Origin of the sequence: Hymenobacter roseosalivarius DSM 11622 (assembly GCF_900176135.1) — a bacterium.
Classification (GTDB): Bacteria; Bacteroidota; Bacteroidia; order Cytophagales; family Hymenobacteraceae; genus Hymenobacter; species Hymenobacter roseosalivarius.
On sequence record NZ_FWWW01000074.1, the window covers coordinates 27,407 to 49,622 of the forward strand.

15 protein-coding genes are annotated in these 22,216 nt (G+C 56.9%); 7 read left to right on the forward strand and 8 right to left on the reverse strand.

Annotated features, from left to right (window positions below):
* Positions 1-63: 63 nt before the first annotated feature.
* Together B9A24_RS12535 and B9A24_RS12540 are read left to right on the forward strand one after the other, a co-directional pair.
* Positions 64-825, forward strand: coding sequence for an endonuclease III domain-containing protein (locus B9A24_RS12535; RefSeq protein WP_084446362.1), 762 nt, complete (start codon positions 64-66; stop codon positions 823-825).
* A 31-nt stretch (positions 826-856) separates the two neighbouring features.
* Positions 857-1,840 carry a radical SAM protein gene (locus tag B9A24_RS12540; protein WP_084446363.1) on the forward strand — a complete coding sequence of 328 codons (984 nt, stop codon included), beginning with the start codon at positions 857-859 and terminating at the stop codon, positions 1,838-1,840.
* A 9-nt stretch (positions 1,841-1,849) separates the two neighbouring features.
* Here B9A24_RS12540 and B9A24_RS12545 read toward each other — a convergent pair whose 3' ends face one another.
* Entirely contained in the window at positions 1,850-2,344 is a 495-nt protein-coding gene (locus B9A24_RS12545) for a hypothetical protein (protein ID WP_084446364.1), read from the reverse strand.
* A 58-nt stretch (positions 2,345-2,402) separates the two neighbouring features.
* Between B9A24_RS12545 and B9A24_RS12550 the strand changes: the two genes are divergently transcribed.
* Positions 2,403-2,918 carry a gamma carbonic anhydrase family protein gene (locus B9A24_RS12550; RefSeq protein WP_084446365.1) on the forward strand — a complete coding sequence of 172 codons (516 nt, stop codon included), beginning with the start codon at positions 2,403-2,405 and terminating at the stop codon, positions 2,916-2,918.
* A gap of 116 nt (positions 2,919-3,034) precedes the next feature.
* On the opposite strand, the gene B9A24_RS12555 is transcribed toward B9A24_RS12550, so the two are convergent.
* A complete protein-coding gene (locus B9A24_RS12555) occupies positions 3,035-4,369 on the reverse strand; it encodes a hemolysin family protein (RefSeq protein ID WP_084446366.1) in 1,335 nt (444 codons plus the stop codon).
* Between the two features lie 202 nt (positions 4,370-4,571).
* On the opposite strand from B9A24_RS12555, the gene B9A24_RS12560 reads away from it, so the two are divergent.
* The 3 genes from B9A24_RS12560 (at position 4,572) to B9A24_RS12570 (ending at position 8,791) form a co-directional block, all read left to right on the forward strand.
* Positions 4,572-6,785, forward strand: a complete 2,214-nt coding sequence (locus B9A24_RS12560) for a protein-disulfide reductase DsbD family protein (RefSeq protein WP_084446367.1) — start codon at positions 4,572-4,574, stop codon at positions 6,783-6,785.
* Positions 6,786-7,239: 454 nt separating this feature from the next.
* Complete coding sequence (locus tag B9A24_RS12565) at positions 7,240-7,704, forward strand: Lrp/AsnC ligand binding domain-containing protein (protein WP_084446368.1); 465 nt, start codon at positions 7,240-7,242, stop codon at positions 7,702-7,704.
* Between the two features lie 124 nt (positions 7,705-7,828).
* Positions 7,829-8,791, forward strand: coding sequence for an energy transducer TonB (locus tag B9A24_RS12570; protein ID WP_084446369.1), 963 nt, complete (start codon positions 7,829-7,831; stop codon positions 8,789-8,791).
* An 81-nt stretch (positions 8,792-8,872) separates the two neighbouring features.
* Here B9A24_RS12570 and trxA read toward each other — a convergent pair whose 3' ends face one another.
* Positions 8,873-9,205 (reverse strand): thioredoxin, encoded by a 333-nt coding sequence (gene trxA, locus B9A24_RS12575; protein WP_084446370.1) that lies wholly within the window; start codon positions 9,203-9,205, stop codon positions 8,873-8,875.
* 709 nt (positions 9,206-9,914) lie between these two features.
* Entirely contained in the window at positions 9,915-13,598 is a 3,684-nt protein-coding gene (gene dnaE, locus B9A24_RS12580; RefSeq protein ID WP_084446371.1) for a DNA polymerase III subunit alpha, read from the reverse strand.
* Positions 13,599-13,837: 239 nt separating this feature from the next.
* On the opposite strand from dnaE, the gene B9A24_RS12585 reads away from it, so the two are divergent.
* A complete protein-coding gene (locus B9A24_RS12585) occupies positions 13,838-14,935 on the forward strand; it encodes a fatty acid desaturase family protein (protein WP_084446372.1) in 1,098 nt (365 codons plus the stop codon).
* A 208-nt stretch (positions 14,936-15,143) separates the two neighbouring features.
* Here B9A24_RS12585 and B9A24_RS12590 read toward each other — a convergent pair whose 3' ends face one another.
* The 4 genes from B9A24_RS12590 to B9A24_RS12605 form a co-directional block, all read right to left on the reverse strand.
* Positions 15,144-17,423: a LysM peptidoglycan-binding domain-containing protein gene (locus B9A24_RS12590; RefSeq protein WP_084446373.1), complete on the reverse strand. Its 2,280-nt coding sequence runs from the start codon at positions 17,421-17,423 to the stop codon at positions 15,144-15,146.
* Positions 17,424-17,606: 183 nt separating this feature from the next.
* The gene (locus tag B9A24_RS12595) at positions 17,607-20,489 is read right to left on the reverse strand and encodes an outer membrane beta-barrel protein (protein ID WP_143434923.1); all 2,883 of its coding nucleotides are present in this window, start codon (positions 20,487-20,489) and stop codon (positions 17,607-17,609) included.
* A gap of 237 nt (positions 20,490-20,726) precedes the next feature.
* On the reverse strand, positions 20,727-21,371 hold the full coding sequence (locus B9A24_RS12600) for an O-methyltransferase (protein WP_084446375.1): 645 nt from the start codon (positions 21,369-21,371) through the stop codon (positions 20,727-20,729).
* Positions 21,368-22,174, reverse strand: coding sequence for a DUF4184 family protein (locus B9A24_RS12605; protein WP_084446376.1), 807 nt, complete (start codon positions 22,172-22,174; stop codon positions 21,368-21,370). The genes B9A24_RS12600 and B9A24_RS12605 overlap by 4 nt, the downstream gene beginning before the upstream one ends.
* Positions 22,175-22,216 lie beyond the last annotated feature (42 nt).

Below are 22,216 nucleotides of genomic sequence, written 5' to 3' on the forward strand. Positions count from 1 at the left end.
CGTTTCTGAATCGTTGTTGACGTAAGGCGTAACCTGGGGTTCGCCCAGTCGGTACAACCGGCTATGCCAACGACCTACGACTCGCCAGCCGCTGAGAAAACGCGGCAGAACCATGAGATTCTGCACGGATTTTATCCTCCGCTGACCCTGGAAACTCCGCGCCGCTCGCCCATGCGCGAGCTGATATCCACGCTGTTGTCGCATCGGACTACCCACCACGATGAGGAACTGGCCTACGATAGAATGCTGGAGGCCTACGGGGATTGGGAAGGCGTGATGGCCGCGCCAACCGCTGACTTGGCCCACGCCATTCGGACCACGCGCTGGCCCGATACCCAGGCTCCGCGCATTCAGGAGATACTGCGCCGTATAAAGGCCGAGCATGGCGAGATTACACTAGACTTTTTGATGGACTGGTCCACTGAGAAGGGCCTGGCCTGGCTAATGGATATGCCCGGCATTGGCCTCAAAACCGCTTCGCTAGTGCTGCTTTTTAACTTTCATAAGCCCGTGCTGCCCGTTGATACGCACGTGCACCGCATCGCTCAGCGCGTAGGCATGATTCCGCCCAAAGCCTCGGCTGATAAGGCGCACCAGTTGTTGTTGGCCCAGCTTCCGGCTGATGCGTTAGTGTTGCTCAATTTTCATAAACACAACTATTGGCATGGTCAGAAGATTTGTCTTTTCTCAAAGCCAGATTGTCCGAAATGCCCCCTGAAGGGCTTCTGCAACTATTATCGGGAGCACTACGGACCCGCCACCCACGAAGCGCTGGCCGCCACGCCAAAACGGTGGGAGGAAGACTGGGGAAAGCTGCCGCATTAGTCAGCGGCCATAATGGGCTACCTTTGCTGCTATGCGCCTTGTTCGTCATCCGGTATTGTGTAATTATTATGTCACCTACCGGTGTAATGCGCGTTGCTCCTTCTGCGACATCTGGGAAAAACCCTCGCCATACATCCAGCTCGAAGACGTAGCCCAAAACCTGCGCGATTTGCAGCGCCTGGGGGTAAACGTGGTTGATTTTACCGGTGGCGAGCCGCTGCTGCACCGCCAGATTCATGAGTTTGTGGGCCTCGCTCACGACATGGGCTTTATCACTACGCTCACAACCAATTGCCTGCTCTATCCAAAATACGCCGAGCGGCTGCGGGCCAAGGTCGATATGCTGCACTTCTCCCTCGACTCGTCGGAGAAGGAGGTGCACGATAAAGGCCGCGGCGTGGCCTGCTTTGATTTTGTGCTGGAAAGCATTCGGGTAGCTAAAGAGCTGGGCGAACGGCCGGATATATTGTTCACCGTATTTCGCGAAAACCTGTCGCAGCTGGAGGCGGTGTACCGTGATATTACCCAGCCCAACGGCTTGGTCCTCATCATTAATCCGGCCTTCGAGTACAACAGCGTAGCCACCGGCGAGCAACTGATCACGGCCGAGCTGGATTATTTGTCGGCTTTCGGGCTGCGTAAGGGCGTATATCTCAACGAAGCGTTTATTCAGCTGCGCAAAGACGGCGGTAACCACGTAGCTAAGCCCGTGTGTCGGGCGGCCAGCACTACGCTGGTTATTTCGCCCAGCAATGAGCTGGTGCTGCCCTGCTACCATTTGGGAGAGAAGAAATTCCCTATTAATGGGCAGCTTTATGAGCTGCACCGCTCGGCGGAAGTGCAGCAGTTAGCCGCGCTGGAAGGCCGTCTGCCGGCTTGCGAGGGCTGTACTATTAACTGCTATATGCAGCCCAGCTTCGCGGTTGAGACCAGCAAATACTTCTGGCAAGCCTTGCCCAGCACCCTGCGCTACAACCTGGCGAAAGGCACCTGGAAGCGCATGCTGACCCGCTAATATACTTGCTTAGATTGTCGGTAGCTGCTCAGGCCGTAGCTGCGCTATGACTTGGCGCAAAGCCTTGGGCTGTTGGGTGCCCAACAATACCCGGTTGCCATTGTGTAGCTCCAGCTGCAAGCCATAGGAGCCGGCCATGTTGTATGCACGGTTAGAAATAACCCCTTTGATGCCCCAACCACCGTACTCGCCCAGCGGATCGTACTCCCGTACGTAGGCGCGGCTAACCTCCGCCCAATCGATATGCTGCCATTGTAAGTGGATCGGGGTCATGCGGTAGTGAAGTCCGGTAGAGTCTAGGCGGGTATGGAGTCGTAAGGTGATGAGCAGGAAGGCAGCTAGTATGGCTAGGGCCACCCCAATCCAAGAAAACTCTTTTTGAGGCAGCTTTCCGCTGTATTGGAGCACAGCCACGCCTACCATCAGGCAAATTGGCAGCAATAACAACGCCCACCAGTGTTTTATAAACGACTGCTGTTCGCTGAAGATTGGTAAAGAGACCATGAGTAGAGCAGGTAAATGTACTTTCACGTATTGTTCCGTTAAAGATATAATTTCTGCTATGCCTGCCCTACTTCTGCCCGTCAACGGAATTGCCCCCCAGCTGGGCGCTGACTGCTTTGTGGCTGGTAATGCCACCATCGTGGGCGACGTGGTGCTGGGCAGTAACTGTACGGTGTGGTTCAATGCCGTGCTGCGGGGCGACGTGAACAGCATCCGCATTGGGGAGCAAACCAATATCCAGGATGGCGCCGTTATTCACTGCACCTACCAGAAGGCGGCTACCGACATCGGGGCGCGGGTGAGTATAGGGCACCGCGCTATCGTGCACGGCTGCACCGTGGAGGACGATGTGCTCATTGGCATGGGTGCCATCGTGATGGACCATGCGGTAGTGGGGGCGGGCTGCATAATAGCGGCGGGCGCGGTGGTACTGGAGAATACCCAATGCGAACCGGGCTATCTGTACGCTGGGATTCCGGCTCGCAAAATCAAGCCTATAACCGAAGAGCAGCGCGCGATGATTGCCCGCACGGCTGATAACTATGTGCTGTACGCTAGTTGGTTTAAGCAATAGATTTGCTGCCCGTACCAATAGCTGCCGGAGATTTCAGGCATAAAAAAGCCCCCAGTCCAGCACGGTGGGGGCTTTTTTATGCCTGAAATCTCAGATGGTGAAGCGACGATACCTTCTTACAGATTCAGGGCTTCGCCGGCTTCGGCCTCCCGCTCGGCGGTGGTAATTACGCGCAACTGCACCAGCTCAACGGCCCGGCGGGAGCGTTTGAGCACCCGGAATTCATAGTTGTCGACCACGGCCACGTCGTTTACTTCCGGGATGTTGCCATAAATCATGTTCAGCAGGCCACCCACGGTTTCGTAGTCGTCGCCCTCGGGCAACGGGAAGGGCAGGTACTCGTTGGCGTCGGAGATGGCCGTGGAGGTGTTGACGCGGTATTCCGCCTCCGACACTTTCTCCACCACGGGCACTTCGTTATCGTACTCGTCCTGAATCTCGCCCACCAGCTCCTCAATAATATCCTCGATGGTAACGATGCCCGATACGCCGCCAAACTCGTCGGAAACGATGGCGAAGTGCATGTGCTTGCGCTGAAACTGCCGCAGCAGCCGGTTGATCTTCTTGGTTTCGGGCACGAAGTAAGCCGGACGCATGATTTTGATCAGCTCCACCGGCTCGTTGCGCCGAATCAGCTGGAGCAAGTCCTTCACGTAGAGAATGCCCACGATATTATCGATGGAGCTTTCGTACACCGGAATGCGCGAATAACCCTCACTGTACACGGTTTCGAGTACTTGGTCCTGGGGAGCGTTTACGTCGATGGCAGCGATCTTGGTGCGGGGTACCATAATCTGCTTCACCATACGGTCGTTGAACTGAAAGACGTTTTCGATCAGCTCGTGCTCCGAGTCCTGAATTTCGCCGCTTTGCTTGCTCTGGTCAAGGAGTAGCCGCAGTTCTTCCGCGGAGTGCGCATCCGATCCGTGCGTGGCAGTACCGCCAAAGAGACCCGCTACCATATTGGAGAGCTTATTCAGTACCCAGATAAGCGGAAACGTAACAATATAGAACACCCGCAGGGGCGCTGCTATAGCAAAACTAATCGTCTCAGGTTTCTGAATCGCCAGCACTTTGGGAGCCTGCTCACCAATAACGATGTGCAACGAGGTGATAATGATAAAGGACACCGCCACCACCGAGAAAGTGTGCACTGTTACTGTGCTTACGCCAATATTAAACTTGTGCAATACGGCGAGCACAATTTCTGACACTACGCTTTCTCCGACCCAGCCAAGGGCCAGCGAGGCTAGTGTAATGCCAAGCTGGGTGGCGGAGAGGTAAGCGTCCAGATTCTGTAACATGCTAAGGGTCAGCTTAGCGAGGCGGTTGCCACTGTGGGCACGCAATTCTACTTGCGAGCTGCGAACCTTAACTAACGCAAATTCTGCCGCCACAAAAAAACCATTCAGCAATACCAGCAGAACAGTGAGAAGAATATTTAAGATCATAGTGTCGGAAACTTCGGCTCACGCGGCCAAGTCTCCTTTGTAACTACAAAAGTACGAGATTCCGCCCAAGCGGTTCCGACTAAGGTCACATTGATCCATGGGGGGCAAATAGAGGCCGTGGAACTGGCTGCTGCAACCCCCATTCGCCAAAGTGTGACACTTCCTGCCGAACTTTGTTTGCCTTCGAACTGATTATCATCTTATGCTGCCCTCCCGAATTCTGCTTTCCTTGTTCCTCCTCGTGCTCACTGGCGCGAGTTCGATGGCCCAGGTGCTCACGCCTACCAAGCTTTCTGCGGCCATCAGCCAGCCGACCGCGAAAGTAGGCGACGAAATAGAGCTGATCGTAAATGCCCGCATGAGCGACACCTGGCACCTTTACGCTACCGACTTTGACCCCGACCTCGGCCCGACGGTTTTCGCGTTTACCTTTCCCAAAAGCGCGGCTTACACGATAGTTGGCAAACCAAAGTCGGTTGGCGCTAAAAAGAAGTACGACGAGGTGTTTGGGGGCGACATTACCTATTTTGAAAAAACTGGTCAGATCCGCCAGCGCATTAAAGTGCTCCAGCCTGGTCCGCTCACCATCAAGGCCGAGGTAGAATACCAGACCTGCACCGACGTAGACGGCCGCTGCATCCCCGGCGATGAAACCCTTTCGTTTGGCCCCATCAACGTGGCTGCTGCTCCGGCCGGTACCGGCGCCGTAGCTCCCCCGGCTCGGCTCCCATCGGCTACATCATCTGCCTCCGCTGCCCCGAACGGGGGGGGCAAAACAGCGGTGAGGCCAGCTCTCGCGTCCGCGGAAAATGTTGAGGTTGCCGCTGATCTGGCACCCACGCCGCCCGCCACGGCTGCTCAGGCGGCCGTCGTAGCACCAGCCGCTTCCGTGACCACGGCGACGGTAGGCTCTGCTTCGGCCGCGGCGGGTGCCTCGGGCACGGGTAGTCTGTGGGGATTTGGCGTTTTGGCCTTCTTCTCGGGGCTGGCCGCACTTATTACCCCCTGCGTATTCCCGATGGTGCCCATGACGGTCTCCTTCTTCACCGGTGGCACCGACAGCCGGGCGCGGGGCATCCTGAAAGCGTTGGTCTACGGCCTGTCCATTATTCTGATTTATACCATTATCGGCGTTATTGTAGCGCGGCTGCTGGGCGAGGACGGCCCCAATTTCATGGCCACGCATTGGCTGCCCAACCTGCTGTTTTTCGCGGTGTTCGTGGTATTCGGGCTCTCGTTTCTGGGCCTGTTCGAAATTACATTGCCCAACGCTTTAGTGAATAAAGCCGATGCCCAAGCCGATAAAGGTGGCTGGCTGGGCGTGTTCTTTATGGCTTTTACGTTGGTGCTGGTGTCGTTTTCCTGTACGGGCCCCATTGTAGCCACGGTACTTGGCTTGGCGGCTCGGGGTGAAACCATTATGCCGGTAGTCGGTATGTTTGGCTTCTCGCTGGCTTTTGCGCTGCCGTTTACGCTGTTTGCCGTTTTTCCTTCCTGGCTCAAAAGCCTGCCTCGCTCCGGCGGCTGGCTGAACACGGTGAAAGTTGTGTTAGGCTTTGTTGAGTTGATGCTGGCCCTCAAGTTTCTAAGCATGGCCGATTTAGCGTACCACTGGGACCTGCTCAACCGCGACGTGTACCTGGTGCTCTGGATTGTGCTTTCGGCTTTGCTAGGGCTGTATTTGCTGGGCAAGTTCAAGCTCTCCCACGACAGCGAAATCACGCACCTGAGCGTACCGCGCCTGCTGCTGGCTATCCTGGCATTCAGCTTTATGACTTATCTGGTGCCCGGCTTATTTGGGGCTCCGCTGCCATTGCTGGCTGGCTACCTGCCCCCCCAATCCACCCGCGACTTTACGCTGGCAGCGCCGGGGGGCAATTCTGCCGCTCCACCGGCTACCGCCGCCAACGAACTCTGTGAGACGCCTCGCTACGCCGATTTTCTGGAACTGCCCCACGGACTGTCTGGCTTCTTCGACCTGGAGCAGGCCAAGCGCTGCGCCATTGCCCAGCAGAAGCCTGTCTTCATTGATTTCACGGGTCACGCCTGCGTCAATTGCCGCAAGATGGAAGCCACCGTCTGGAGCGACCCGCAGGTGCTCAAGCGCCTCCGCGAAGACTACGTGATAGTAGCCCTATACGTGGATGATAAAAAGGAACTGCCCCAAAATGAATGGTACACCTCCCGGCGCGACAATAAGAAGAAAAGCACGCTGGGTAAGCAAAACGCCGACTTCCAAATAGTGGAGTACGGCGTAAACGCGCAGCCTTACTATGTGTTGCTCAACGCCGAGGCGGGCAATCAGCCCTTGGTGCCTCCTATCGCCTACGAGCCCGATGTAGCCGGGTTCCTGAAGTTTCTGGATGCTGGCCTGGCGCAATACCGGCGGCAAACGCAACCAATGGCCGCTCGCTAAGCGGTAAGTATTTCACTAACAAGCCCCCCATAGTTGCTTTGGGGGGCTTTTTTGATGTATGTAGAATTGAAAAAACGACCGGAGGAAAATAAAAAAGGCTGCACCCACCCAGATGCAGCCTCTCAATTAAGAACGTACCCACCCAGATACGTCCCGGTACTTTCCTTCCCACTTTATTTCCCCAATCAGCTGTAGAAGGAGGGTTCGAACCTCCACAGAGTAGTTAGCCGGCCGCCGGACCAGTTTTTCCCGAATCTCTACCCCCGAGAGAGGAGGGCATGTCTACCAGTTCCATCATCCTACAAGATGCTCAACCACCTTTCGTGTTTGATTATGACAAATGTAGCAGAAGCATCTGAAAAGTAAAAATATGGTAAGCTTTATTGATAAAATTTACACTATTTTTAATAAATGAGTACTTTTGTTGCAATCCAATAAATGAAAACCCGCAAAAATGGCCCGTGATTACGAACTTGACGATGTAGACCGCAAAATTCTCGCGCTACTCATCGCCGACGCGAAAATGCCCTACACTGAAATTGCCCGCAAAGTCCACGTATCCGGCGGTACGGTGCATGTGCGCATGACCCGGATGGAGGAACTCGGTATCGTGCTAGGTTCCACCTTACGCGTTGATTACCAGAAACTAGGCTATGGCGTTAGTGCTTTTCTGGGTATTTATCTGACCAAAAGCTCCGTGTCGGATAGCGTGGCCAAGCTGCTCAGTAAGATCCCCGAAGTCATCAGCATACATTACACTACCGGCAACTATGGCTTCTTCGCCCGCATCGTGTGCCGCGACACGCAGCACCTGCGCGACGTGCTCCACGACCAGGTTCAGCTCATCGAGGGCATCGAGCGCACCGAGACGCTCATCTCTTTAGAAGAGAATTTGAACCGTTCTATTCAACTACTTTGAAGCTCGGTAACAGAGAGAATAAAGGAGACTACGATTCAAAGCTGGATTGGATTGATCCTTGCCAAATAGGGCCGAGTAGCTATGGTTAACAGCTCTGTTTTTTACTTCGCCATGATTAGTGTGTATGAAAGGTCTCTTGGTCGCTGTGCTCTTGACCGCGTGGATGGGACTGCCCGTGTGGGCGCATGGACAAAGCCTGCCCGCCGTATACCTGAATGCCCGCGACGAGGAAACCGTACCCGATAGCGCCACGCACTACCGCGTGGTAGACTTGCTTAGTGATACGGAGTTTGGGGTGCGGGAATATTCGCTGGTGGGTATGCTGCTGCTGCGCGGTACGCTTTCGGCCATTGAGCCGCCAGTTCGCAATGGCGTGTTTACCTGGCTTTACCCCACGGGTGCTAAAGCCAGCGAGGTGCCTTTTCGGGATAATAAAGCCCACGGCTTGTTCGTGGCCTGGTACGAAGACGGCCGCGTGCGTAGTCGCGGCGAATACGAGCTGGGACAGCGCGTGGGGCCTTGGCTCAGTGTGCATCGCAATGGGCAAAAGCGCTCCGAAGGCCGCTATCAGCAGGGCCACCCCCACGGTGAGTGGCGCTATTACTACGACACCGGCCAGCTCAGCGCCATTGAGCGCCTATACACTGGCCGTACGCTTAACCTGACGTATTACCTGCCCGATGGCGCGGCGTTGGCGGGCATCTCGCAAAAGCGGGAGCCGCCGAAGTTTCCAGGCGGCAACGCGGCTTTATTACGCCACATCGACCAAGCAACGGTATATCCCAAAGAAGCGCGTCGCCGCAATCTGACGGGGCAGGTATTCGTGAACTATACCGTGGGCGAAGACGGCCGCGTCGGCGATGTGCGCGTGGTACGCGGCCTCTCGCCTGAGCTCGACAACGAAGCCCGGCGCGTAGTAGCTGGCCTGCCTGCTTTTCAGCCCGGCCGCGAATATAACTTGCCCACGGCCATGACTTTCACGCTAGCCATCAACTTCACGCCCACTTTCACGCTTTTGGGCAACACGCTTCCGCCCCAAGGACCACCCATTGAAGCGCGCGCCAGCAATCCTGACGCAAACTTTTGAGCACGAAGCTTATACTAAAATCAAGAAAAAGCCCCCCAGAATTAGCCTGGGGGGCTTTTTTAATCTAAAAATGGTAGAGCTCTAAGCCACAGTTACCTGCGCGTCCAGCTTTTGGGCCAATACGTGCTTGGGCACGGCACCTACCTGCTTATCTACGATCTGGCCGTTTTTGAACACGAGCAGCGTCGGGATGCTGCGAATGCCAAACTTGGCGGAAGTCTGCGGATTCGAGTCAACATCGACTTTGCCGATAATGACGCGGCCTTCGTACTCGCCGGCCAGCTCCTCTACTACGGGGCCTACCATGCGGCAGGGTCCGCACCACTCGGCCCAGAAGTCCACGAGCACGGGCTTATCGGAGTTGATTATTTCTTCAAAATTGGAATCGGTGATTTCAATTGCTTTGTGTCCCATGATAGTAGGGGTTGAATGGTGTAGTTATCTGAGTGCTTACGAGCAAACGGGCCGCAAGGTAGCAGATTGCAGTTCAACAAGCCACGATAAGGAAAGTTCAATGGCGCCACCATGGGGCGGGGGCGGACAGCAGGAAAAGGTGTTCCTTCCCTCCGGTGTATGATTACCTCTCATCGGCGCTCCCGCGAGTAAGCATTTTGTCTCCTCGGATAAAGTTTTTTCTGCCCTGAGTAAAGACTGCCCACGGCACAGCTTATCCCGGTAAGTCACGGCCGGCTGCCCGGGGCCAAAACGAGTCAAAAGGCTGTTTCCAGACCCTTTTACCTCGTTGGGCTAAATGGGTTTTTTCCGCCGGCCGGCCAGACAAAACCGCGGTCATCCGGCTTGCATAATGCCTGTTGTGCTATATATATTATTCGTAATAAATAGATCAGCTGGTTATTTTGGGGTCGTAGATCAGGGAAAGCAACCACCGCTAACTCCCATCGGGCAATGATCTACGACTAGGCGACGCCGTTTCTTTTGCCTCCGTTGCCGCGTCCGCGGCCGTCATCAAGAGCAGCCGGAGCCGGTATTGATGACGGCCATAATCGGCCCGCTAGGGCGCGGAGCTCGGTATGGGGGCTCCGACCTTGTAATGCATTTAGCTCAGCTGACGCGGCTGAAAGGATGAGATCCAGCCCTAGGGGGCAATTCGCCCGGACTTACTTTATATCAGCTGACAAGCATCCATTTCCAGTTCCCGCATCTTATCAATAAATGCCTTAGGCTCAATCTGAAAGCGGCGCGAGAACATATCTACGGCCAACTGCTCGTGGGGCTCGGCAAACTGAATTTCGAGGCGCTTCTTGCCGGGCGCGGCGGCAATGGCTTCTTCCAGGCGGTCAATCATGGGGCCGGTGACGGTGCGCAAATCCAGGCGGACGCGCACGCCTTTGCTCATCTTCTCGGCAATGTCGGCCAGGGGCTGCATCGAGATAATGCGCAGGTCCCACTGGTCCTGGGTGTGGCGGCGCAGCTCCTGCTTGAGGCGCACGTACATGGGCGGCACCTGCTCGTTAGGGTAATTGCGAGGATTAATGAGGGGGGCAAATTTGGTGTAGTCGTCGCGGAACAGGGCCGGGCTGATGCTCGTCTCGTAGTCTTCCAGGGTGAAGGTGCAGAAGGGCTGGCCCATTTTCGTGGTCTTGAACAAGACGTTATTGATGAGACCAGCTACGGCGATTTCCTTGTTCTTGTGGTTGTCAAGCACGTCCAGACCGCAGGTGCAGTAGGCGTCCAGTTCCAGCTTGTAGGAGTCGAGTGGGTGGCCGGAGAGGTAAAAGCCTACCACCTCCTTTTCGCGGCGCAGCTGCTCGGTTTTGCTCCAGGGCTCCATCTCGTGTATCTTGGGTAGCGGCGCTGCCACCGCCCCGAAGGCCGAAGCCCCGAACAGGCTGTGCTGGCTGCTCTCGCGGGCGGCGGCGGCCTGCTGACCCAGCCGCATGGCCTTATCGATGAGGGGCTGGTCGCCGGTCGGGGCGTCGAGGTAGAGGCGGCGGTGCTTGCCAAAATCATCGAATGCGCCGGCCTGGGCCAGGCTTTCAAAGGTTTTCTTGTTCACCGTACGCAGGTTCACGCGCTTGGCAAAGTCGAAGATATCGGAGTACGGCCCGCCTTTTTCCCGCTCCTCCACCATGCTTTCCACGGCCAGCTCGCCCGCGCCCTTCACGGCGGCCATCCCGAAGCGGATAGCACCTTCCTGGTTCACGTTAAACTTGAGCAGGCTCTCGTTCACGTCGGGCCCCAGCACGGCCACGCCCTGCTTGCGAGCCTCTTCGATAAAGAAGGTCACCTTCTTGATGTCGCCCATGTTGTTGGTGAGCACGGCGGCCATGTACTCGGCCGGGTAGTTGGCCTTGAGGTAGCCAGTCTGGTAGGCCACCACGGAGTAAGCGGCCGAATGCGAGCGGTTAAACCCATACTCGGCGAATTTCTCCATCACGTCGAAAACTTCATTGGCCTTTTTGGCCACGATGCCGTGCAGATTCTTGGCACCCTCGATGAACTTGTCGCGCTCCAGGGCCATCTTTTTCAGGTCTTTCTTGCCCATGGCGCGGCGCAGCAAATCGGCACCGCCGAGCGAGTAGCCGGCCAGAATCTGAGCCGTCTGCATAATCTGCTCCTGGTACACCATAATGCCCTGGCTGTACTCCAGAATGGGTTGCAACAGCTCATGCGGGTACACTACTTCTTCCCGGCCGTGCTTGCGGTTGATGAAGTTGGGAATGAACTGCATCGGGCCGGGCCGGTACAGGGCGTTCATGGCAATCAAATCCTCAATATTTGTCGGTCTCAGGTCCTTCAGATACTGCCGCATACCTTCACTTTCAAACTGGAAGGTGCCGATGGTATCGCCGCGCTGGTAGAGAGCGTAGGTCTTTTCATCGTCGAGCGGGATGTCGTCGATGTCGATTTTTACGCCGTGGTTGCGCTCAATCAGGCGCAGGGCATCCACGATGATAGTCAGGGTTTTGAGGCCCAGAAAGTCCATCTTCAGCATCCCGGCGCTCTCGATGACCTTGCCGTCGAATTGGGTGATGAGCAGCTCCGATTCTTTGGAGGTGGAAACGGGGATGTACTTGGTGATGTCGTCGGGAGCGATGATGATGCCCGCGGCGTGAATGCCGGTGTTGCGCACCGAGCCTTCGAGCTGGGTGGCCAGGCGCAGAATCTGGCCCTTGAGGTTGTCGGGGCTTTCGTCGCGCCGGATGCTGTCCAGCTCCTGGTTTTCGGCAAAGGCACCGGCCAGGGTGGTGCCGGGCTTGTCGGGCACCATCTTGGTGAGGTCGTTGGTCTGGGGCAGGGCCAGCTCCATGGCCCGCGCCACGTCCTTGATGCTGCTTTTGGCGGCCATCGTACCGAAGGTGATAATCTGGGCCACCTGGGTTTTGCCGTACTTGCCCACCACGTAGTCGATGACCTTCTGGCGGTTCACGTCGTCGAAGTCGATGTCGATGTCGGGCATCGACACCCGCTCCGGGTTCAGGAAGCGCTCGAACAGCAGCGAGTACTTAATTGGGTCGATGTTGGTGATGCCCACGCAGTAGGCCACGGCCGAGCCGGCCGCCGAGCCCCGGCCCGGCCCCACAGCCACGCCCACCGAGCGGCCGTGGTTGATGAAGTCCTGGGTGATGAGGAAGTAGCCCGCAAACCCCATCGTCTGGATGATGCGCAGCTCGTAGTCGAGGCGCTCCTCGATTTCGGGCGTCCGCTCGGAGTAGCGCGGCTTCGCGCCCTCGAACGCGCCCTGATAGGTGAGGTGGCGCAGGAAGTCGTCGGCGTTGGCGAACTGGGGTGGCAGCGGGAAGTTGGGCAGCAGAATGTCGCGCTGGAGCTTGGGGGGCGTAATTTTGTCGACAATCTCGTTCGTGTTGTCCACGCTCTCGGGCACGTCGGCAAACAGCGCGTTCATCTCGGCCTGGGTCTTGAAGAAGAACTGGTCGTTGGCGAAGCCGAAGCGGGTGTGGGGCTTGGGCTTCTGCAATTCCTCATCAATGCGGCGCAGCTGCTTCTGGGCGCGCTCGTCGCGCGAGTGGTCGCGGCGCAGGTTGTCGAGCAGGTCGTATTTGACCTCGCCCTTGCCCGTCATCAGGGTGTAGTAGTTGGTTTGAATGTCGCCCACGGGGTTGCTGTGCTCCTCGCCCGTGTTCACGCACAGCAGCAGGTCGTGGGCGGCGTAGTCGGTCTGGTTGACGTAGTGCGAGTCGTTGGTGCAGATGACCTTCACGCCGTGCTTCCGGGCCAAACCCAGGAGCACCTGGTTCACGTCTTCCTGGCTTTTGCCGGTGCCGTCGAAGTTCATCAGCCCGTGCCGCTGAATCTCGATGTAGTAGTCGTCGCCGAACATATCCAGCCACCACTTCAGCTTTTCCTCGGCTTCGGCCTCGGAGCGGAACAGGATGGTTTGCGGAATCTCGGCCCCGATGCAGCAGCTGGTGGCAATCAGTCCTTCGTGGTACTGTTCGAGCAATTCTTTGTCGATACGCGGAAACTTGGAATACACGCCCTCGATGAAGCTCAGCGAGCAAAGCTTGCTCAGGTTGTGGTAGCCGGCCTGGTCCTTGGCCAGCAGCAGCTGGTGGTAGCGCTTGTCCTTCTCGCCTTTCTCCTTGCTGAAGGTCTTTTTGTGGCGGTCTTCTACCATATAAAACTCGCAGCCCACGATGGGCTTCACGTTGTACTTATTGGCTTCGGCTACGAAGTTGAAGGCCCCGAACATATTGCCGTGGTCGGTGAGGGCCACGGCGGGCATCCCGTCGGCCTGGGCCTTTTTCATCAGGTTCGTGATGCTGGCCTGGCCGTCGAGCAGAGAATATTGGGTGTGGCTGTGAAGGTGCGAGAAGATCGGCATGGTAAGGAATGTAAGCAGCGGAGAAGTAGTAAAGATACCCAGACCCGCCCGGAGTTGGAAGCTAAAAGAGCCGTCCGGCTGAGTATCAACCAGATAAATTGCCCCCCGGCCAACCCCGCCGTCCGCTTCCGGCGTATAGGTTGTAACTAATCAGTCGGGAAGCGGGTTGGCATAGCTAACTTGCCCTCGGGGAGCAAAAAAGCTTCGATTTTTACTTAGACGCCCGATCATTTTACCATATGAAAGCACTGCCCGCCGTCCTGACCGACCCGGTTTATCACAAGCCTGCTACTTATTCCTGGCTGGACACGCAGCTGCTGAAGGTTTGCCAGGATGAGCGCGACCTGCCTTTCGCCCGGCTGTTGGTGAATATTAGCCTGACGCTCATTCCGCTGGCCTTGCTGCTCTACGTGCCGGGCCTGCCGGGCTGGCTGTGGTGGTCGGCAGCCGTGCTGTTTCACTTCCTGAATAACATCCGCTTCAAAGGGCCGTTTGGGCTGATGCTGCACTGCGTGTGCCACCGGCCGCTGTTTAAGAAGGAGCACGACTGGCTGAATATGGGCATTCCGTGGGTGATTGGGCCGCTGTTCGGGCAGACGCCCGAAACCTACTACACCCACCACATGGGCATGCACCACGCCGAGAATAACATGCCCGAAGACACCAGCTCGACCATGCGCTACCAGCGCGACTCGCTGGGGAGCTTTTTGCAGTACCTGGGCGACTTTATTGCGGTGGGTATTTTTCGGCTGCTGTCTTATTTTAAGCGGAAGAAAAAGCAGAAATTCCTGTTTAAATCTATTCGTGGGGAGGCGGCGTTCTTTGCGCTGTGCGTGGGCCTGAGCTTCGTGAACTGGCCGGCCACGTTTACCGTGTTTATTCTGCCCTTCCTGATTTCGCGGGTGATAATGATGCTCGGCAACTGGACCCAGCACGCCTTCGTGAACCCGATTGACCCGGCCAACGCCTACCATAACAGCGTGACGTGCCTGAACACCAAGTACAACCATAAGTGCTGGAACGACGGCTACCACACCAGCCACCACGTGCGCCCCGCCCTGCACTGGACCGAGCACCCCAATCATTTCCTGAAAACGTTGCCCAAATACGTGCAGCACGAGGCCATCGTCTTCGATGGTATCCACTGGCTCCACCTCTTCGCCTGGCTCATGACCAAGCGCTACGACCTGATGGCCCGGCATTTCGTGAACGTGGGCGAACGGTACACGAGCGATGAGGAAGTCATCGAGCTGCTCAAATCACGCACCCGCCGCTTCGCCGAAACAACGCCTTATGCACCCGTTCCCAGCTCCCGCCTGGTGAGCCACGGAGTGTAGCGCGAACTTTTAGTTCGCGTTTCGTGGAACATGAACGCCTGGGGGGCATTTTCCCGCAGCTTGTTCACCCAAACAACGATACGCGAAGCAGAAGCCTGGCTCTGCCGTCCCGCAGGTCGCGCTACACCCCAACGATTTCTGTTATAACCAAAAGAGGACGGTACTGAGCCGTCCTCTTTTGGTTATAACAGAAATAAATGTCCAAACGCTACTTCGCGGCCCTGATAGTCAGTACCTCACCCGGCCGCACGTTGAAATCGGGCTTGCTATTCCATTCCATAATCTGCTTGATCGTGACGCCGTACTTGCGCGAGATGGCGTACATCGACTCGCCCGCCGCTACCGTGTGGCGTACGGGGCCAGGGGCGGCGGCTGGTGCCGGCGTACCTGCTGTTGCGGGCTTCGCCGGTGTCGTAGCTGGCCGCGGTGCCGATGGGCTGGGCGCGGGCATAGCAGTCGGCTTTGGTGTGGGTGTAGGCGTGGAGGGTGCCACGCGCAATACCTGACCTAGACTTAGGGCCGCGCTGGGGGGCAAATTATTCCACGCCGCCAGGTCAGCGGGGCGCAGACCGTAGCGCCGGGCTATACTATACAGCGACTCGCTTTTTTGCACGATATGCTGCCCAGTGACGGGCACATCCAAAACTTCGGTGGCTTCGGGAGCTGCTGGACTGGCAGGGGCAGGGCGGGGTGGAGTTGTAGTCGCGGCCGGTGTTGATGTAGCGGGTGCTGTTTTAGTCGGTGCTGTTTTGGCGGAAGCGGGCAAATCGCGGAGCACTACCTGACCAGGATTTTTTACCACGGGCTCGGTGGCACCGGCCGTGTCGGCAGCCGAAGTACGCGTCGTGTCCTGAGTCTGGTCGGGGGGCAAATTTTGGCTGGAAACCTGAATTGTGTCGGCAGCAGCTTTGGCAGGAATCTTTGCTTGCGGCTTCACTTGGCTCGTATCAGACGCGGCCGCGGTGGGCAACGTGGGGGGCAAATCCGTCTCTTCCTTAACGGCAGAAGTTACAACTGGTGCTGTCGAGGCGGCCGCAACAGTAAGGCTATCTGCTTCTGCCTCTTCTATGATGGGAGTCTGCTCGACGGGTTCGGTTGGAGCAGACCCGGCCGGGGTTTTCGCTTTTGGCGTAAGTATTCGACGCGGAGTAGCGGGCGTAGGTTGTGACGCCGTTGCTGAACCACTTGTAGGACGCTCAAAAGCAGCTAAGGCCTTGGGATTCTGGCTGTCGACGTATTCAACGGCTACTTCGCGCGGCCGCGTAAACTGGAGCCAGAGCATACGGCCCGGCCGCAGCTCTTCGTTGCGGCGCATGCGGTTTTTGGCTAAGATGGCGCGGGTCCGCATCCCATATTTCTGCCCCACGGTAGTTGCCGTCTCGCCGGGCTGGGCGACGTGGTATTGCACCGAGGACTTATCCCGCTTCTTCTGCACGAAATAAGGCTGCCCGACTACGATGTTATCAAAGGCATACAAGTCATTGTATTGCATGAAGCGCCGCATCTTCAGATTAGCGCGCCGCGCCAGGCTTTCCTTGGTATCACCGGGCAGGGCTACGAGGGCCTGCAACCCATTGATGCGCACGAAATCCGCGTTTTCCGGGTCAATTTCGGGCGGGGTGAGGAGCTGACCGGCCGTAGCAGTGCGCTGCTGGGCCGCTAAGGCTGTGCGCTGCAACTCATCCATGATGGGCACCAGCACGGTGTAGGCTTTACCGGCCGGTACGGCGCTGCCGGGCAGCAGCCAGTGGTTGTGGCGGGCCAGCTCGGCGGGGTCGGTTTGCAGGGTCTGGGCTAAAGCTGAAAGCTGCTGGCCGGGCTGCACCGGAAACTCCTGCAGCAGCATCGGCGGTTGCGGATTCTGGCCCACGGCGGACTCATACGCCACTTTATGCGCCAGGAAGGTGAGAATATAGGGATGCGTCTTTTCGGAAATTTCCATTTCCGTCGCGTCCACGTCGGTGGGCAGCGTGTAGGGCCTGGCTCCGCTCAGGCCCAGGTTGTAGCTAAGCAGCGTGTTGAGCCAGTTGTGAAACGTGGCGTTGTTGCGCTTGAAATACAGCGCTGCCCCCCGCGAGGAGGCCACAATGTGCTTGCGCTCGTCCACGGTGCCATCTACCTGCACGCCCAGCTCCGTCGCCGACTCGCGCTTGAACTGCCAGTAGCCCACCGCATCATGAATGGATTGGGCTTCGCCTTGCAAGCCGCTTTCCTGCAAGGCCAGGTAGCGGAAATCCAGCGGAATACCCTCGGCCTGAAACGTGCGGTCAATCAGCGGAAAGTAAGCGTCGGCCAGATCGACGCGGGCCTGAAACGAGGGCTGGTAGCGGCGCAGGGCATCGGCTTTTTGCTGCACCGCCCGCCGGCCGCCGTCCGTCAGGCGCAGGCGCAGACCGCCGAAAGTAAGCTCCGTGGGTACCGTTACGCTCTGGGCCCCGGCCAGCAGCGGCAGCACCCACAACAGGAGCAGGAATATTCTTTTCTTCATCAGATAAGCAGATAACACGATTAGTAACGCTCGGCTACGGAGTTTATCTTACAAAGAAGGTAAATCTGTGGCTAAAATATACCTTTGGCTTCTTTCAGCTGGGCTTTAGAAGCAGGGGTTAAGGCACAAAAAAGCCCCCCAGCAGCCATTGTCTACCGGGGGGCTTTTTTGTTAAAAATAGGACTAGCGGGGCGCGCCATCACCGCCCGGGCCGCGGCGCTCCGGCCGCTCGCCGGCGCCACCGGTGCTGCTCAGCACGCTGCCGTTGCGCAGGTTATAAGTGAACATCACCATAAAATAGCGCTGCAAAATGTCTGTGCGGGTGTCCTCAATGTAAGCTTCCGTGACGTTGCGCTGAATGCTGCGGTTCTGACCCAACATATCGAAGGCGTAGAGGCGAATTTCGCCGCGCTGCTTCTCGAATATCTTCTTGCCGATGCTGGCATTCCAGAGTGCGTATTGCTGGTTGAAGCCCACCGCCAGCCCACCGTTGTAGCGGTGCGTGAGGTCAGTTTGCAGCGTAAAGCCATTGCCCACACTCCAGTTGAAGCGGAGCTGACTGTTTTGGGTGAAGTAGTTGGTATTAAGCTGGGTACGAGCCGTATTGCGGGCCCGGCTGAAGTTGGAGTTAGAAGAAACCGTGAAATCCAGCCGCTCGCTGATATTGCTGCTCACCACCGCGCCCAGGCCCAGCGTAGGCGTTTGTGAGTAGTTCACCACATCGTTGATGAGGCCCGGAGTACGGCTATAGCCGGCCGTGGCATTCAGATTCAAGTTCGACTTGAGTAAGCCCACCGGCAACCCGTAGCTTAGTACGCCACGCATGGTATACTGCTGCCCCAGGTTAATGGGCCGCGTTAATTGCCCCCCGGCCGGTAGGCGCACCACGCCGCCGTTTAGCTCCAGATTCGTGTCCTCGGTGGCAATGAAGGTGCTGTTGGTAATGTAGTTGTCGGTGAAATTGCCGAGCAACAACGCGAAAAATGTAGTTGACTTCTCGGGTTTCGCGGCCGAGTAGCGAATAGTGGCTGAGTGCTGGGTTTGCTGCTCCAGCGCGGGATTACCGGTTGTGAGTTGCAAGGGGTTGGCATTGTTCACTACTTCCTGTAGCTGGCCAATGGATGGCGGGGGCGTACTGGAACGGTAGAAAAAGCGCAGATTTTTTTCCCGCGAAAAGTTATAGCGCAACATAGCGTTGGGCAGGAAATTATAAAACGAGCGGTTCAGGCTGCTAGTCAGTGGAAAGTCCTGGTCGCTGCACAAATCGGCTTTCTGACCAGCTGCGCCTACCATTACCTGCAAGTCTTTCGTTTGGTGGCGGAAGCTGACGCCTACGCCCTGCGTGAGGTACGTATTGGTGAAAACGTTGCTTAAAGCCGGATTAAGCTCGGCGTATTCGCCAATATCGTCCACAAAATCGAAGGTGCGCTTGTCGGAGTTGTTGGGCGTGTAAGCCAGGGTATAGTTGAATTGCAACTGGTCCTCCTTACTCAGCGGCTCGGTGTACTCCAGGCGGCTGCCCAGGTTCCAGCCATCCTGATTCAAGGTCGAAAACTGGTTGAGCGAATCCGTTTCGGAGAGCGTGCGCAGGTTGTTATCGCCCTGCTTTTGGTTGTAGTTGATGGTGGCATTAGCCGACATCATGCGCCCAGCCTTACCAAAGCGGTGGCGATAGAGGAAGTCGTTGCTGGAGTTAAGACCCGTGAGCGCGGAGCGGTAGTCGCTGAGAACGTTGCTACTGCTGATGTCATCGGCGGCCGTGAAGCCATTGAGGTTGCTGTTGCCCTCGTTTTGCTGCAACGACAGGCGCGGCCGGAAAAGAATGGAATTGGCCGAATCGATCTTGTGCTCCAGGCGCAGATTGAAGCGGTGATTAATGTTACGGCTCGTCGCCAGCGAATTTTCCGAATACGTCTGGTTAGCCGCAACGTCGGATAAGGCAAATTGGCGGAACAGATTAGTGTTGGCCCGGTTCTCCGACAAATTAAAAAAGTAGCTGCCTGTTACCTGCGTTTTCTTGTTCCACACATCGGAGTAGTTCAGGCCGATGGCATGGGTGGTTGAGATGCCGCCGCTGGGACTCACCAGAAAGTCGCCGGCGTTGTTGTCGCTCCCACCGGGCCGCCCGCCGCCCCCGCCACCGGGTCGCCCACCGCCGCCCGGTCGTCCGCCGCCGCGGTTGCCACCACCGCCGGAGCTGCTGGTGACGCCTAGCAAGTCGTCGGTGGCGAAGTTTTGCTCATTTATGTTGTTCGATTGCGCGACCACCGACAAGCGCCGGTCGCCCTCGAAGGAGTTATAGTTGCCGCTTACCCGGTAGCGCTCAGGGCCTGCGCCGGCCACAAAACGGCCAAATTGACCAGTCCGAAACTCGGGTTTGGTAATGATGTTGATCGTTTTTTCTGTGTTGCCGTCGTTAAAACCCGAAAACTGCGACTGCTCGCTCTGGCGGTCCAGTACCTGAATTTTGTCAATCATCTCGGCCGGGATATTTTTCATCACCGCGTCGGGGTCGTCGCCGAAGAAGGGCTTGCCATCGACCAGCACGCGCTGCACATTCTCGCCCTGAGCCTGCACACGGCCATCCTGCACGGTTACGCCGGGCATTTTGGTGACGAGGTCCTGGGCGTTGGCGTCGGGGTTGGTTTTGAAAGCGCGGGCGTTGAACTCGGCCGTGTCGCCGCGCTGCACGGCGGCCGCGGCCCGGCCCGTTACTTCCACTTCGCCCAACTTTATTTGGTTAGAACCCAATAAAATGCCCCCTAGCACCACTGGCTGATTGGCTACCGTGAGTGGCCGGCGCTGAGTCTGGTAGCTGACAAAGGAAATAGTGAGCAGATACCGCCCCGGCGCTACTTCAGTGAAGGAAAAATTGCCCCCCGCATCAGTGGCGACGCCTTGCTTGGCCGAGTCGGGCAGGTGAATGAGCAGGACGTTGGCGCCGGGTAGCCCCGATTGGTCGGTAGCATCCAGCACGCGGCCACTCACGGGTTGGTTTTGGGCAAAAACGTTGGTCGCGGCAACGGTCAGCCAGAAGCCGAGCAGCAGGCGTAGCGCTTTTCTCATAATCAATAGATCAAGGGTAATGCGGGCGTAGATGCTTGGAAAGCGGGAAGGTTTAATCCGAAACACGGATTTAGCGGATGAGCCGGATGTCAGGGATTTTGTGGCCGGCCCATTTTAGACTAAAAAAGCCCCCCAGAAGTGCTTGAGGCCTTTTTCTTGTCAAAGGGATAGACAGTAAGCGACAAACTATGTGTCGACAAAATCCCTGACATCCGGCTCATCCGCTAAATCCGTGGTTCAGACCTTCCGCACCACTAGTAATCCGTCGCGCAAGGGCAGAAACACGTTTTCTACGCGCGGGTCGGCCTGGATTTTCCCGTTGAAGTCCCGGACAGCGTGGGTGTCTTTATCGGCAGGCTTTACAGCGTAGGAGGGCAGGACTTTGTCGCCCCACAATACATTGTCTATCAATAAAAAGCCCCCCGGCCGCACCTGGCGAATAACCAACTCGAAGTAGGCGTCATTGTTGATTTTGTCGGCGTCGATGAACACCAGATCCCAGTTTTCGGTGAGCGTGGGCAGCACCTGCCGGGCGTCGCCGATATGCAAATGAACACGCTCTGTAAGTCCGGCAGCGGCTACATAGCGACGTATGCGGGTTTCAAGCTCTGGGTTTTGCTCAATGGTATGCAGTTCGCCGTCGGGGGTGAGGCCTTCGGCCAGACAAAGGGCCGAGTAGCCCGTGAACGTACCGATTTCGAGGATGCGCCGGGGCCGAATCATGTGGCTGATCATGCTCAGCAGGCGGCCCTGCAAGTGCCCCGATAGCATACGGGGAGCCAGCACCTGCACATGGGTTTCACGGTTGAGGCGGCGCAGCAGCTCCGCCTCGGGCGTAGTGTGGGCTTCGGCGTACTGGTGGCGTGCGTCGTCGGGGGTCACGAGTGGGGCTGCTTATCGACGAATTCGTGGGCAATTTCGCGTTTCAGGGCGCGAGCGGCGCGGGCTTGCTTTGAGGGGTGAAAATAGCGCCACATCACAGCAGAAGTAAGTATCTGGGCTAAGCTAAAAGCGCTGATGCCCGTCACGATAGAGGCTACCAACAAGCTACGTCCGTAGCTCTCGTGCACAAATAAAAATAGCAGCCAGAAGATAGTTGTCAGAACGCCGTTGAGGGTCCAGAACAAACGCTGAATTTTGCTGGTCGCCTTCACTAAGCGAGAATGCTTTGGCAGCCTCCAGACAAACCAAGCAACAGCCAGCAAGCCTACTACCGAAGAAATATATTGTAGCCACCGATACAGCGTGAACGGTCCTACCCATAGCTCTAACCCCTTGATGTTAACTGAAATAACTGTATCGCTGTGCGTAAACGCATCCCAGAACACATGCGACACGCTTCCTATAATAATCCCCAGCAGCATTCGGCTGCTCCACAGGTTGCGTAAAGACCAGGGCTTTTCGGCCAGCCAGCTTAGTCGTGCCCGAAGAAATAAGGGAAGGCAACGTACTAGCGGCCGTTTTACTAACCCATGAAATAACCCGGCTATCAATAGGCTTGTGGGTAAATTAAACCAAAGCATACCTAGCCAGGTGTGCCCGTAAGAGCCATAAGCCTGCAGGCGAAAGAAGTACTCAAAATCGGGGGCCATAGCACCCAGTACCAGCCCTGACATGGATAGCCAGCGGCGGGTTCGGAAAAGAAGTGGCAATACAATAGCCGGATGTGCAAGGGTAAAGGGCATTCTGAAGAAAAATAATTAGCTAACGAAAAGCATATTCCTGTA

What these genes read in the sequence shown, in the direction of transcription:
- B9A24_RS12540 (WP_084446363.1), top strand. Translation starts at nt 857, where the DNA reads ATGCGCCTTGTTCGTCATCCGGTATTGTGTAATTATTATGTCACCTAC.
- B9A24_RS12545 (WP_084446364.1), bottom strand. Translation starts at nt 2,344, where the DNA reads ATGGTCTCTTTACCAATCTTCAGCGAACAGCAGTCGTTTATAAAACAC.
- B9A24_RS12585 (WP_084446372.1), top strand. Translation starts at nt 13,838, where the DNA reads ATGAAAGCACTGCCCGCCGTCCTGACCGACCCGGTTTATCACAAGCCT.
- B9A24_RS12560 (WP_084446367.1), top strand. Translation starts at nt 4,572, where the DNA reads ATGCTGCCCTCCCGAATTCTGCTTTCCTTGTTCCTCCTCGTGCTCACT.
- B9A24_RS12570 (WP_084446369.1), top strand. Translation starts at nt 7,829, where the DNA reads ATGAAAGGTCTCTTGGTCGCTGTGCTCTTGACCGCGTGGATGGGACTG.
- B9A24_RS12555 (WP_084446366.1), bottom strand. Translation starts at nt 4,369, where the DNA reads ATGATCTTAAATATTCTTCTCACTGTTCTGCTGGTATTGCTGAATGGT.
- dnaE (WP_084446371.1), bottom strand. Translation starts at nt 13,598, where the DNA reads ATGCCGATCTTCTCGCACCTTCACAGCCACACCCAATATTCTCTGCTC.
- B9A24_RS12565 (WP_084446368.1), top strand. Translation starts at nt 7,240, where the DNA reads ATGGCCCGTGATTACGAACTTGACGATGTAGACCGCAAAATTCTCGCG.
- B9A24_RS12590 (WP_084446373.1), bottom strand. Translation starts at nt 17,423, where the DNA reads ATGAAGAAAAGAATATTCCTGCTCCTGTTGTGGGTGCTGCCGCTGCTG.
- B9A24_RS12605 (WP_084446376.1), bottom strand. Translation starts at nt 22,174, where the DNA reads ATGCCCTTTACCCTTGCACATCCGGCTATTGTATTGCCACTTCTTTTC.
- trxA (WP_084446370.1), bottom strand. Translation starts at nt 9,205, where the DNA reads ATGGGACACAAAGCAATTGAAATCACCGATTCCAATTTTGAAGAAATA.
- B9A24_RS12535 (WP_084446362.1), top strand. Translation starts at nt 64, where the DNA reads ATGCCAACGACCTACGACTCGCCAGCCGCTGAGAAAACGCGGCAGAAC.
- B9A24_RS12550 (WP_084446365.1), top strand. Translation starts at nt 2,403, where the DNA reads ATGCCTGCCCTACTTCTGCCCGTCAACGGAATTGCCCCCCAGCTGGGC.
- B9A24_RS12595 (WP_143434923.1), bottom strand. Translation starts at nt 20,489, where the DNA reads ATGAGAAAAGCGCTACGCCTGCTGCTCGGCTTCTGGCTGACCGTTGCC.